The organism is Corynebacterium sp. HMSC058E07 (assembly GCF_001809885.1).
Taxonomy (GTDB): domain Bacteria; phylum Actinomycetota; class Actinomycetes; order Mycobacteriales; family Mycobacteriaceae; genus Corynebacterium; species Corynebacterium macclintockiae.
In genome coordinates this window covers 109,900-122,148 of sequence record NZ_KV799271.1, presented here as the reverse complement: position 1 = coordinate 122,148, position 12,249 = coordinate 109,900, and the positions used below count along the sequence as shown (strand labels likewise).

Below are 12,249 nucleotides of genomic sequence, written 5' to 3'. Positions count from 1 at the left end.
CTTCGAAGGTTGACGTAGCGGGTAGAAAACTGATCTTCTAGTAAGAATTATGGCGAAAACAGATGAGGAGCCTTCCCTAGCCAGGGCGGCCGAGCGGAAGGATCCGCGCCGGGCGCAGTCGCTAGCTGTGAAGCAAAGAGTTGACTGGGCAGACGCCGCCAAGGGGCTGTCCATTATCGGCGTGTGCATTATGCACGTGGTCACTGGAATCCCAGGGGGAGAGGATACGACCCTGGGTGAGCTCTCCAGCTTCCTCGACCCGCTGCGTATGCCGCTGTTCTTCCTGGTCTCCGGCTTGTTTTCCCACCGCATTTTGGAACGCTCCTTCGGCGACCTGTTCTACCGTCGCCTGTGGTTCCTGCTGGTGCCATACCTGGTGTTTAACCCCTTCCACGCGCTGACCCGCATGAGCATCGACGGGGAATACTCGATGCGCGCCCTTATCAAGGCCATGCTGTTCGGCAACGTGGGCCTGTGGTTCCTGTACGCGTTGATGCTCTACAACATCTTCGCCTGGCTTCTGCGCAAGCAGCCGCCGTGGCTGGCAACCCTGATTTCCTGCCTCCCACTGATCATCGGTGCCTTCCTGGGCGGCGGCGAGGACATCTTCTTCCGCCACGTACTGGCATTCGTGCCGATGTATTTTATTGGGCTGCACTACCGGGACATCTTCTTCCGACTGGCCAGCGTGGCCTTCCGCCCATGGGTCGTGGTGGGCAGTGCCGCGATGTTCTTCGGCTCTGAATACCTGATGCGTGGCCTGTCGAAGACCGTCTTTAGCGATTGGACGCCTACCGTTGCCGCCATCACCCTGGGCACGGATCTGCTGCGCTCGCTGGCCGCGCTGCCTTTCGCCATCGTTGTGGCTGTCTGGATCTGCGCCATTCCCTACGTGCGCCGCGTATTCCTCTTCGTCGGTCGCAACACGCTGCAGGTCTACGTCTTCCACCCGCTGGGTCTGTTCCTGCTGGACGGAGCCGCAGTCTCCTTGGCGGAAGCGCACCCGGAGTCGCTGTCCTTCCTTGGCACCCTGGCCGGCCAGCTGTGGTGGGCCATTGGTGCGTGCGTGGTCGCCTCTGCCGTGGGCTATGCCATCGGGAAAACGCCTTACTTGCGGTGGGTGCTGTTCCCGCCGCCACTGCGGCGTCCCAAAGAAAAAGAGCAACAATCCCGCTACAGCGTTAAGTCCGGGGGCGAACGAACCCTGTCGGCCTAGCCGTGGGTGAGGGGCTCTAGACTGGATTACCGTGCGCTACTTCTACGACACTGAATTCATCGAGGACGGCACCACGATCGATCTGATCTCCATCGGCGTGGTGGCCGAAGACGGCCGGGAGTTCTACGCGGTCTCCACAGAATTCAACGCGCACCGGGCGGGGCAGTGGGTGCAGAAGAACGTGCTACCGCAACTGCCGCCGCGTTCCGATAAAGCGTGGATGGATAGGGCGACGATCCGCACCAAACTGCATGAGTTCCTAGTGCCCGAGCGGGCAACGAAGGCCCGCGGAAAGCCCGTGGAGCGCCCCGAACTGTGGGCCTGGGTCGGGGCGTACGATCATGTGGCTCTGGCGCAACTGTGGGGCGACATGACGGGCTTGCCCGCCGACTTGCCACGCTTCACCCACGAGCTGAAGCAGCTGTGGGAGATGGCCGGTCGACCGCGGTTGCCCGAAAGCCCGAGCAACGCTCACGATGCTCTTGCGGACGCCCGTTTCAACGCCGTGAAGTATCGCCTTTCCATGGAAGCGCTGCGCGGGCTACGTTGACCGCCAACGTTAACCGCCGTTAACCGCAGCGTCACCCCCATCTGCGGGGGTCGGCTACCGCACAGCCTGAAAAAGGCCTGAATGCCGACAGCGCTGTCCCGGTACAGTATGCTTTCTCTATGGCTTGGACAATTGATGCACCGCTAGACGAACTGCCCGATCTGCCTCCGCTTCCTGCGAAGATTGCGGAGAAATTAGAAGATGCGCTGTCCCGCGACGCGAAGCAACAGCCCAGCTGGGATCCGGAGCACGCCGGGCGGGTGCGGAAGATCCTGGAATCCGTACCGCCGATTGTGGTGGCGCCCGAGATTAAGAAGCTGAAGAAGCAGCTGGCAGACGTCGCCTTGGGTAAGGCATTCCTGCTGCAGGGTGGCGATTGTGCCGAGACCTTTGAGACCAACACCGAACCGCACCTGCGGGGCAACGTTAAGACCCTGCTGCAGATGGCGGTTGTGCTGACCTACGGTGCCTCCACTCCCGTGGTGAAGATGGGCCGTATCGCCGGCCAGTACGCCAAGCCACGCTCCGCGGACCGCGACTCTAATGGTTTGCTGAACTACCGCGGTGACCTGGTTAACGGCGTAGAGGCCACGGAGGAGGCCCGCGCCCACGACCCATCCCGCATGGTGCGCGCCTACGCTAACTCCTCGGCGGCGATGAACCTGGTGCGTGCCCTGACGAACTCCGGCACGGCGGACCTTTACAAGCTGCACGAGTGGAATCGCGAGTTCGTCGCAACCTCCCCAGCAGGTGCCCGCTACGAGGCCCTGGCGACGGAGATCGACCGCGGCCTGGAGTTCATGTCCGCCTGCGGCGTGACTTCGGAAACCCTGCGTTCTGCCGACATTTTTGCCTCCCACGAGGCCCTGGTCATGGACTACGAGCGCGCAATGCTGCGCCTGGCTCATGACGAAGAGGGTAACGACGCACTGTACAACCTGTCCGCACACCAGGTGTGGATCGGTGAGCGCACCCGCGGGATCGATGACGCGCACATCCGCTTCGCCTCCCTGATCGCCAACCCGGTGGGCGTGAAGATCGGCCCGACCACCACGCCGGAGGAGGCCGTCGCTTACGTCCGCCAGCTGGATCCGGATAACAAGCCGGGCCGACTGACTCTGATCACCCGCATGGGTTACGACAAGATCCGGACGGTTCTGCCTCCCATCGTGGAGGCCGTGGAGGCGACCGGGCACAAGGTCATCTGGCAGTGCGACCCGATGCACGGCAACACCTACACCTCCAGCAACGGCTACAAGACCCGCGACTTCGATCGCATCATCGACGAGGTGCAGGGCTTCTTCGAGGTGCACCGCAAGATCGGCTCGCACCCGGGCGGTATCCATGTGGAGCTGACCGGTGAGGACGTCACCGAGGTCGTCGGCGGCGGCCAGTCCATCTCGGATCTGGACTTGCCGGAGCGCTACGCCACCACCGTCGACCCGCGCCTGAACACCCAGCAGTCGCTGGAGCTGGCGTTCCTCGTGGCGGAGATGCTGCGCAACTAGATTGTGGTCAGGGTGACCGTGGCCCCTCGGTGGCTGCGGGAACCGGGCCCGGGGGACTGGCTGATAACGAAGCCCTGGGGGTTCCCCTTGATCTTGACCTCAAAGCCGGAATCCTCCAGCTTTTCCTTCGCCCTTTCAGCAGTCAGGCCGAATACCCACGGCACGCGCTGGGACGTGGACTCGCGAATTTCCACGTCCTTGTTCTTTTCCGGATCCACCTGCTCGCCCGCCTTGGGCGACTGTTCCGCTACGTGCCCGGATTTCTCGGAGGAGTCCTCCACGGGATCGCCATCGACCGGGTTCAACCCTGCATCGCGCAGAGCCTTACGGGCGTCATCCATAGAAAGCCCCTGCACGTCCGGCACGGTGACTGGCGGCTTGCCCTTGCTCATGTGCACCACGATGGTCGATCCGGTCTGCACCTCGGATCCAGCGGCGGGCTTTACCTCCGCGACGTGCCCTTTTGCTACGTCCTCGGAATAGACGTCGTCGCCCTTCTTCACCTTGAGGGTGCGGTCGGACAATTTTTTGGTGTAGTACTGCAGGCTCGAATTCTTCCCTGGATCAGGCACCGTCGGCTTGCCTAGCGACAGCAGCACGGCGACCTCGGAGCCCCGGACGGCGCGGTGCCCCTTCGCGGGATCGGTACCCATCACCGTGTTCTTCTCCGCGTCGTTGTCGTAGCGCTCGTCCAACGTGGAGCTGAACCCGGCTTCCTCAATCGTCGCCTGGGCGGTTGCTTTATCCATGCCCAGGACGGTGGGAATCTCGCCGTAGCGGCCAGAGGTAAACCACCATCCGCCTAGTGCAATCCCGACGACCAGTGCGAGGAGCACCAGGATCCAGATGACCGTTGCCAGGGGGGATTTGTTGGTGAGCTTGCGAACGGGCCGCGCCGCGCGCGGTGGATGTGCCGGGTGTGCTGGGGGTCCCGGGGGTCCCGGGGGTCCCGGGCGCGGAGACATGGCGTCCGGGCGCTCGGCGTAGCCCGGACGACCGGGCTGGTCGTAGCGAGTCTCGGTCGTGTGACGGGAGTCTAGACGGGCGCTGTAGCGAGAACCGGGTTGCGCATGATCCTGCTCTGGCAGCGTAACGGCGCGGGTCGCCATGGATTCGTCGTTCCATGGCGTGCGCTCGCCAAAGTCCGTACCCGCCAGCGCGCTGCGAACGGCAGAGTCGGTGGGCGCAGGAACCTGGAACTCCGGGATATCCAGCTCCTCGGCGGTGCGCTCGACAGCGTCCAGGAACTCGGTGCCGTCCTGGAAGCGCTGGCGGGGGTCGCGGTGGCAGGCTCGAAGCACCAGTTCGTCGATCTCCGGCGGCACATCAGGCATTAGGGTGCTTGGTGCCGGTACAGGTCGATTGATGCGAGCCATTGCCGTTTCCACGGCGGTGCCGCCCTTAAACGGGGTGCGGCCGGTCAGAAGCTCAAAAAGTAGGATGCCCGCGGAGTACACGTCGCTGGCCTGCGTCAGGTTTTCACCGCGGACCTGTTCAGGGGAGAGGTAGCCGACGGTGCCGATGACCTGCCCATTGACGGCAGTGGTCGTTTCCGACTGCTCACCCATGGCGGTGTTGATTGCACGCACCAACCCAAAATCCGCTAGCTTCACGCGGTGGTCGTCGCTGATCAGTACGTTGTCGGGTTTGATGTCACGGTGAATCATTCCCTTCGAATGAGCCAGAGCCAGCGCGCCCAGCACCGGCTTCATCACCGCAACGGCCGCGTGCGGTGGCATGGGGCCGCGTTCCTTGAGGAGTTCGCGCAGCGATCCACCCTCGACCAGCTCCATGACCAGAAACACGTAGTCTTCGTCTACACCCTGGTCAAAGACGTTAACCAGGGTGGGGTCGCTAAGCTTCGCCACGGCGCGCGCTTCGCGTTCGAAGCGGGTGCGGAAGGCTGGTTCTTGGGCGAGCGCGGGATCCATCACCTTGACGGCGACTTCGCGATCCAGGCGGGTATCAATCGCTGCGTAGACGGTGGACATGCCACCGCGGGCGATTTGGGCGCCGATGCGGTAGCGCCCCTCCAGCAGGTCTCCCGGGTAAAGCTCGCTCACGTCTATTCTCAGCCTCGGTTTCTTTGCGGTCGTTTGGGTTCTTCTACAGGGTTATCTTGGGAGAATTGGTATGCAATGTTGCGCAATTATTCTAGTGGTACTCGTGTCATTATACGTTTAGAGTTACGCGCGCCCCTATTTGTTTCCGGTCGACCGTTGCCGAATGTTGCTGAATGTTGCCGAATGCTATTGACTCTTCTTGACGCCCACGCGCTACAGTGGCCACCGTGAGCAACCAAAACAAGCACGCAAACAACCACGACGCATCCATGCAGTCCGCGGACGCAAGCCAGGGAAAGATCCTCGACGAGGTAGTGGGCGGGGTTCCCGCAGGCGAAGAGGTCTTGCCCCTCCCCGACATTGCAGAACGGATGAACCTGGTGGTCACCCGGGTGATGGACATGCTGGGCAAGAAGCAGCTGCTGGCCGTAGTGGTCGACGGCGTGCGGTACGTACCCAGCCGATTCTTGGATGACGATGGACAGCTAAACCGGTTTGTTCCCGGAGCCATCGCTTTGCTGAGCGATGGCGGGTATTCCGATACGGAGATTCTGGATTACCTGTTTACTGAAGATGATTCTCTGCCGGGGCGACCGGTGGATGCCCTGCACGGGCACCTTGCCCGCGAGGTGATGCGCAGGGCTCAGGCGATGGCGATTTTGTAGTCCGCCAGGGCAGTGTGGGGGAGTAGTCCAGGCAGGCGTGGGCTACCCAGGCGAATACCGCAGCGATGGCGATAACCCACCACAGGGCGTAGAGGCGGTTGTTGCCGCCACCGTCGAACATGAAAGCCACCCACATGCAGAACACGCTGGTCAGGTAGATCAACCTCGGCGACTGGTTGGCTAGTGCAACTAGCGCCAGGGGCGCGGTGTAGTACCAGGGAAGTGTCACTGTATTGAGCACGCACGTAACGGCGTAGGCCACAGCCATGCCGGCGAAGGCGGTGCGCACGTCGTGGCGGAACAGCCACCACGCGACCACCAGACCCAGCAGCATGAGGGCGCTGCTGACGGGGCGGATTGCCTCCACCAACACGTTGAAGGTCAGATCGTCGTTGAAGCGCGAAAGCGGTGGTTCCAAAGAAGATGCAATGAACGATGGCAGGGCGAGGGGATTGATGACCTTCGAGTTGCCCGTGACCTCCGTGACCCAGCCCCAGGTTTGGTTGGTGGCAACGGTGATGAGGGCCAGGACTCCAACGCAGGTCGCAGCACTTGCCAGACCCGTCCACACCAGGGCGCCGAAGCGACGCCAGGTATCGCGGAGCTGCAGCCACCGGCGCTTACCTTCACTAGGCGGAAGTGGGCCTGCCACGCGCGCCACCATGATCCACACAGTGAAGGGAAGGGCGATAAACGCCGTGGCTTTCAGCGCAGCCGCTGCGCCGATCAGCGCCGCAGCCGCCAGGCCGCCAGCTACCGGTTGAACCCGCACGGCGCACAGGCAGCCCAGCAGGATCAAAGCCATCATCAGGTTTTCGGTGTGCATTCCGCCGACAAGGTGCAGCACGCTCAGGGGGTTGAAAACCCCAAGCCACACCGCCACATCCGGGCGGACCCCCAAGTGGGATGCCAACCTAGCCACTGCCCAAGCCATGACCAGCACCGATGCGATGGAAAGAAGCTTGAAGGCAAGGATGCCGGAAGTAATGCTATCGCCGGTGATGGACGTGATTGCCTTGCCGAGACCCATGTGCAGTGGGCCATAGGGTGTGGTCGTGTTTCGCCAATCGGCGCTGACCTCGAAAAGCAGGGGGCCGGGGTTGGCGGCAGCGCCAACCTCGTAAGCGTTGAATCCATCGCGGGCCAGGGTTCCCTGCATTAGGTAGGAGTAAATGTCCCGGGACATCAAAGGGCCAGCCAAAACAAGCGGCCCAATCCACGCCGCAACCGCAGACCGGCGAAGGGGCTGGCCGTGAACAAAAACGTGCCTGCCGATGACGATCCAGCTGAGGATCATCGCCAGAAGCGCCAGCCACATCACGACCGTCAGCATTCCAGCAGCATGGCCGAAAGTGAAGGAGCTAAGACCTAGCTCCTGCATGATTCCTCCGCGGGAACGGACAGCGCCGACGCAATGGGAAGTCAGCGTCAACAAGACACTGCCGATAAGCCCCAACCACACGGCACGGCTATAGCTGATCGCCTGCAGGCGGGATCGGGCCTTGTTTAGAAAGCCCTCCGCGGCCGTCACAACACACCACCGCCGGTGATGCGCCGGGCGGCAAGCGCTCCGGAAAGAATCACGGTCGGCACGCCGACGCCGGGGGTCGTCGACGATCCGGCGAGCACCAGGTTATCCACTCCGAACGCCCGGGCGTTGCGGGGACGGAACGGCCCGGTTTGGGTGAAAGAATGCGCCAGGGCGAAGGGGGTGCCGGCACCGAAGCTGTGGTCACTGTGCCACGTTGCTGGGGTTTCCACCTTGGCAGCACAGAAGTGTTCTGCGATGCCGGTGTACCCGCGCTGTTCCAGCACACCCAGGAGCTCCTGGACGTAGGGAGCGGTTACGTTGTCCCAATCGATATCCGCCGAGCGCAGGTTGGGGGCGGGCGCAAGAATGCTCAACGGCTCATAGGCAGTGCCGACCGGCTGCACATCATCGCTTCCGGCAGCGCGTTCCGGAACCGTCCGCGCCGGGCGGGTCAGCAGCAGCGAGGGGTCGCTCATGAGGCTGCCGCGCCCGCGGGTAGCCGTGATCTCGCGGAAGGTATCGTCCCAGGCCTCTCCAAAGCTGATGGTGTGGTGGCGCTGGGATTCCCACACACCGGATACGTCGGTCGGAATGGTGCCGTGAATGACTACGGCCGAGGGCGACCAGCGCAGCGGCGCAACCTTGCGCCACATGCGGCGGGCGAAGGAACGGGAAACCAGCGAGCTGGCGCGACCGGAGCGCGTCAACAAGCTGCCCACCACCGGCAGGTCGGGTGTTGCCACGACAGCGTCGCAGGCGATGTGTTCGCCCGAGCGGGTGTGCACTCCGGTGATGAGGTCCTCAGAGAAATCCACGCGCTCAACTGCGTCGGAGGTAATGATGCGTCCACCGGCAGCCCGCAGCGCCGCGGCCATGACCTCCGGCACCTCGCTCATAGAGAATCCCGGGTAGAACACGCCCATGGTCGTATCCATGTGGGAAATAACGGTGTACACCGCACGTGCGTCCTTCGGCGCCACGCCCGCGTAAAGTGCCTGGAATGTAAACAGTCGCTGGAGGTCTGGGTCGGGCAGGTGCCGGGCGGCGGTCTTGCCGAGGCTGCCGAAGGCGCCGAGGGAGCCAAGGTGGCTGAGGTCGGACGCCGCAGCGGGCGTGGACAGCAAGTCCAGCGCCCCGTCAAAGTCCGCGGCCAGGAAGTTCTCGAAGCTAGCGCTGAACACGTCCTGCGACCACTGGCGGTGGGTGAGGTAACCGGCCACCAGCTTGTCCGTCGCCGCGCGATCCAGCCCCTTGGCGGAAGCGAAGCGGCGAATCTCCGCGACCATAGCGTCGCGGTCAGCGAAGACCTCTACGTGCTGGCCACTGGCGAATTGCGCGTGGTAGGCCGGCGCCAGGCGCCGGGGAGCCCACGGGCGATCCAATCCCAGCTGCTGCACCGCCGTATCGGTGCGCAGGTCGAAGCCGACGGAAGCAACTGCCGACTCGACCAGTCCCGGCATGGTCAGCACCGTGGCGCCTGTGTCGGCAACGAAGTCGCCATGGGCGCTGGTCAGCACCTCGCTACGGCAGCGGCCGCCGACCTCGCTGGCGGCCTCGATGACGGTCACATCGCGTCCCGCGGAACGCAGGCGCAATGCGGCGGAGAGGCCAGCCAGCCCCGCGCCGATCACGACCACGCGCTCGCCATTGCCGGGCAGGCGACGGCGAAGCGTGGGGCGCGTCATGGGCACCAAGGGGCTCGGCAGGCTCAGGTGACGGCGACCGTCGGCAGAGCGGGTAGATAGCTTCATTTAAAACCTCCGGTGCGTTAGTTTTTCCGCCAGCTGAGTGAGTTCCGTGGTGATGTCTGCGCCCAAACCGCCCGCGCGCAGAGACTCGATCGCCCGTTGCGTGCGCGCCTCGATCAGTTTCTCCACCTCAGCCTGTGCGCCCGTGTCGTGGATGATGTCGCGCAGGCGTTCGATGTCAGCCTCTGTGGATTCCTCGCCCTTGCCCAGCCCCTTGCGCAGGGCGGTCGCCTGGGCGGCGTCGCCCCGACGCAGGGCTTCGTTGATGAGCGTGGTGCGCTTGCCCGTGCGCAGGTCATCGCCGGACGGCTTGCCGGTGACCTCCGGGTCGCCGAACACGCCCAGCTGATCGTCGCGCAGCTGGAAGGCCTCGCCGATATCCTGCCCCACGTTCCGCAGCATGGTTACGGTGCGCCCGCCCGCGCCCGCCAGTGCAGCGCCGATGTGCAGGGGGCGCGCGACAGTGTAAGAGGCCGTCTTGTACTTGATCACGGCAAAGGAATCTGCGACGTCCTCGCTGCCGTTCGCCTCGACGGCAATGTCCAGTATCTGCCCCGCGATGACCTCGGTGCGCATGGCGCGCCAGGCTGGGCGGGCACGGTGCAGCGCGTTGATGCTGAGCCCCGAACCGTTGTAAAGGTCATCTGCCCAGGCGAAAGCCAAGTCGCCGATGAGAATCGCCTGGCTGACCCCATAGTGTTGGGAGGAACCCAGCCAGCCGCGTTCGCGGTGGCGGGACTCGAAAGTGCGGTGGGCGGTGGGGAAGCTGCGCCGGGTATCGGAGCGGTCGATGATGTCATCGTGGATCAGGGCGCAGGCCTGGATGAACTCGAAGGACGATAGAGCGTTAAGCACTGATGTCGAGTGTGCGCTGGGTTCTGCGGGGGCGGAGGACGGGGCGTCCATACCAATCCCACAAAGAGCATCCAGCGACCCGCCGCCGCCTTCGAGTGCTGCGCGGATACCTGCCCAAGCGAAGGTCGGGCGCACGCGCTTGCCGCCGTTAACGATGAAGTCGCGTAGAACCGCGATGGCGCCGTCAACGAGGGGGTTGATGTGAGAGAACTCCTGTTGGGATTGCTGCAGATACCTTTGCAGATGCGTATCGACGGCGGCGGGAACAGCGGACAGTGGGGACTCGAGGTTCCAAGGGTGGGATGCCTGCTCATCGGTACTCATGGCTCTCTATTCTAAGGGGTCGAGGGCCGTGGGCGAAGAATAGAGCTATGGCGTGTGGGGGTGGGTTACATGCAGGGAAACGTGGTGGAAAATCCGAAAACCTTGAAATGGACAGCTCTGTCTATATGATGTTTGGGTATGGCTAGTATCCGCAGGCAGGTTGCCGTATCCCAGTCTCTATCCCTCTTCACGCCGGGGCGCGTACCCTTCTCTGTCGAATTCATGCCACCGCGCGACGATGCCGCCGAGGAACGACTGTGGAACGCCGCCGAAGCCTTCCACGACCTCGGGGTGAGCTTTGCCTCCGTGACCTACGGCGCCGGCGGCAGCACCCGCGAACGAACCCTGCGAGTGGCAAAGCGACTAGGGACTAAGCCGCTGACCACCCTGGTGCACATGACGTTGGTGCAGCACACCAAGGAAGAGCTGCAGGCGATGCTGCGAACCTACGCCTCCCTGGGGCTGACGAACCTGCTTGCGCTGCGCGGCGACCCGCCAGGTGATCCGAACGCCGAGTGGGTGGCCACGCCCGGCGGCCTGAACTACGCCAGCGAGTTGATCGAAATGATCCGCGACATGCCGGAATGCGATGACTTCGATATCGGCATTGCCAGCTTTCCCGAAGGCCACTACCGCACCGGGTCGCTGGAGATGGATACGGAGTACACCCTGGCGAAGTTGCGCGCCGGGGCGCAGTACTCCATTACCCAGATGTTCTTCGATGTGGACCACTACCTGCGGCTGCGGGATCGCCTGGCCAAGGCTGATCCGGAGCACGGCCTGAAGCCGATCATTCCGGGGCTGATGCCGATCACGTCGTTGCGTAGCGTGCGCCGCCAGATGGAGCTCGCGGGAGCAGCGCTGCCGCCGCAGCTGGAGAGGCGCCTGTTGGATGCCGCAGCTGGCGACGAGGTGGCCAACCGCGACGCTATCCGCGAGGTTGGAATTGAAGTGACGACCGAGATGGCCGAGCGCCTGATCGCCGAAGGCGTGCCCGACCTGCACTTTATGACGATGAATAACGTGCGAGCCACCCAGGAGGTCTTGCACAACCTGGGAATGGCGCCGGCGTGGGGGCCGGGGCTTGGTCACGACATGGTGCGCTAGAGTCCGGCCCGCGTCCACTGCAGAATGCCGAACGGGCGGGGGTCTGCGGGGAACTTGAAGTTCCGCAGTACATCGGTGAAACCAGCCTTGCGATAAAGCTGCCAGGCTGCGTTCGCCTCGCCCTCCACCTCTGGCGTGGAGAGCATCACTGTGTTCTGTGGTGTTCGCTGCAGCAGGTTGTTCAGGATTTTGGTACCGACGCCCTCACCCTGCGCCGGTGGCAGAACATGTATCTCGGAAAGCTCTGCGTAGGCGTGGAGAATGCGGGAGACATCCGCGCGCGGGTGTCCGGCGAGAGCTAGTCCCCGTGCGACTTGGCGGTACCACCAGGTACTGGGGGAGCCGCGGAAGGTAAAGCCGATTCCCACGCAGCGCTGGCGGCTGTCATCTGGGTTCGGGGTGGAGTCCGCCTGGTGCAGTAGTGCCATGCTGCAGGTGAAGTCGGGCTGGGAGGCATTGTAAAACCACAACGACTTGCGCTGGGGGTGGGTTTCCTGGGGATAGCTCATTGCTGCGAGGTGAATATCGATGAGCTCGTCGAGGCGCGCGATGAATTGACGGTTGTTGGCGGGGAGGACGGATACGCGCATGGCCTCCATAGTGCCATCTGCGGGGAGGGCTTAGGTCTATATAGCGAATTAAAACATGTGTTCGATTAAATGCTGGGAAGTATCGAGAGCTT

10 protein-coding genes are annotated in these 12,249 nt (G+C 63.4%); 5 read left to right on the top strand and 5 right to left on the bottom strand.

The features are described from left to right. Positions 1-49: 49 nt before the first annotated feature. From HMPREF2678_RS04245 to HMPREF2678_RS04235, 3 genes are all read left to right on the top strand, one after another. On the top strand, positions 50-1,216 hold the full coding sequence (locus tag HMPREF2678_RS04245; RefSeq protein WP_080716044.1) for an acyltransferase family protein: 1,167 nt from the start codon (positions 50-52) through the stop codon (positions 1,214-1,216). A 31-nt stretch (positions 1,217-1,247) separates the two neighbouring features. Further along, positions 1,248-1,766, top strand: a complete 519-nt coding sequence (locus HMPREF2678_RS04240; protein WP_034972073.1) for a polyadenylate-specific 3'-exoribonuclease AS — start codon at positions 1,248-1,250, stop codon at positions 1,764-1,766. Positions 1,767-1,885: 119 nt separating this feature from the next. Beyond that, positions 1,886-3,274, top strand: coding sequence for a class II 3-deoxy-7-phosphoheptulonate synthase (locus HMPREF2678_RS04235; RefSeq protein WP_034970203.1), 1,389 nt, complete (start codon positions 1,886-1,888; stop codon positions 3,272-3,274). Here the strand turns inward: HMPREF2678_RS04235 and HMPREF2678_RS04230 are convergent. After that, on the bottom strand, positions 3,271-5,337 hold the full coding sequence (locus HMPREF2678_RS04230; protein WP_070551041.1) for a Stk1 family PASTA domain-containing Ser/Thr kinase: 2,067 nt from the start codon (positions 5,335-5,337) through the stop codon (positions 3,271-3,273). The genes HMPREF2678_RS04235 and HMPREF2678_RS04230 overlap by 4 nt on opposite strands. Positions 5,338-5,606: 269 nt before the next feature. Between HMPREF2678_RS04230 and HMPREF2678_RS10010 the strand changes: the two genes are divergently transcribed. Next, entirely contained in the window at positions 5,607-6,002 is a 396-nt protein-coding gene (locus HMPREF2678_RS10010; RefSeq protein WP_051893526.1) for an Rv2175c family DNA-binding protein, read from the top strand. Here HMPREF2678_RS10010 and HMPREF2678_RS04225 read toward each other — a convergent pair. The 3 genes from HMPREF2678_RS04225 to HMPREF2678_RS04215 all read right to left on the bottom strand — a co-directional run bounded on the left by HMPREF2678_RS04225 (position 5,902) and on the right by HMPREF2678_RS04215 (position 10,460). Continuing rightward, positions 5,902-7,464: an alpha-(1->6)-mannopyranosyltransferase A gene (locus tag HMPREF2678_RS04225; RefSeq protein WP_246817884.1), complete on the bottom strand. Its 1,563-nt coding sequence runs from the start codon at positions 7,462-7,464 to the stop codon at positions 5,902-5,904. The genes HMPREF2678_RS10010 and HMPREF2678_RS04225 overlap by 101 nt on opposite strands. Before the next feature lie 65 nt (positions 7,465-7,529). Further along, a complete protein-coding gene (gene crtI / locus HMPREF2678_RS04220) occupies positions 7,530-9,284 on the bottom strand; it encodes a phytoene desaturase family protein (RefSeq protein ID WP_070551038.1) in 1,755 nt (584 codons plus the stop codon). Further along, on the bottom strand, positions 9,285-10,460 hold the full coding sequence (locus HMPREF2678_RS04215; RefSeq protein ID WP_070551036.1) for a polyprenyl synthetase family protein: 1,176 nt from the start codon (positions 10,458-10,460) through the stop codon (positions 9,285-9,287). A gap of 138 nt (positions 10,461-10,598) precedes the next feature. On the opposite strand from HMPREF2678_RS04215, the gene metF reads away from it, so the two are divergent. Further along, complete coding sequence (gene metF / locus HMPREF2678_RS04210; protein ID WP_070551034.1) at positions 10,599-11,567, top strand: methylenetetrahydrofolate reductase [NAD(P)H]; 969 nt, start codon at positions 10,599-10,601, stop codon at positions 11,565-11,567. Here metF and HMPREF2678_RS04205 read toward each other — a convergent pair. After that, positions 11,564-12,157, bottom strand: coding sequence for a GNAT family N-acetyltransferase (locus HMPREF2678_RS04205; RefSeq protein ID WP_034970168.1), 594 nt, complete (start codon positions 12,155-12,157; stop codon positions 11,564-11,566). The two genes, metF and HMPREF2678_RS04205, sit on opposite strands and share 4 nt — an antisense overlap. Positions 12,158-12,249: the final 92 nt, after the last annotated feature.

What these genes read in the sequence shown, in the direction of transcription:
- HMPREF2678_RS04245 (WP_080716044.1), top strand. Translation starts at nt 50, where the DNA reads ATGGCGAAAACAGATGAGGAGCCTTCCCTAGCCAGGGCGGCCGAGCGG.
- HMPREF2678_RS04235 (WP_034970203.1), top strand. Translation starts at nt 1,886, where the DNA reads ATGGCTTGGACAATTGATGCACCGCTAGACGAACTGCCCGATCTGCCT.
- HMPREF2678_RS10010 (WP_051893526.1), top strand. Translation starts at nt 5,607, where the DNA reads ATGCAGTCCGCGGACGCAAGCCAGGGAAAGATCCTCGACGAGGTAGTG.
- crtI (WP_070551038.1), bottom strand. Translation starts at nt 9,284, where the DNA reads ATGAAGCTATCTACCCGCTCTGCCGACGGTCGCCGTCACCTGAGCCTG.
- HMPREF2678_RS04215 (WP_070551036.1), bottom strand. Translation starts at nt 10,460, where the DNA reads ATGAGTACCGATGAGCAGGCATCCCACCCTTGGAACCTCGAGTCCCCA.
- metF (WP_070551034.1), top strand. Translation starts at nt 10,599, where the DNA reads ATGGCTAGTATCCGCAGGCAGGTTGCCGTATCCCAGTCTCTATCCCTC.
- HMPREF2678_RS04205 (WP_034970168.1), bottom strand. Translation starts at nt 12,157, where the DNA reads ATGCGCGTATCCGTCCTCCCCGCCAACAACCGTCAATTCATCGCGCGC.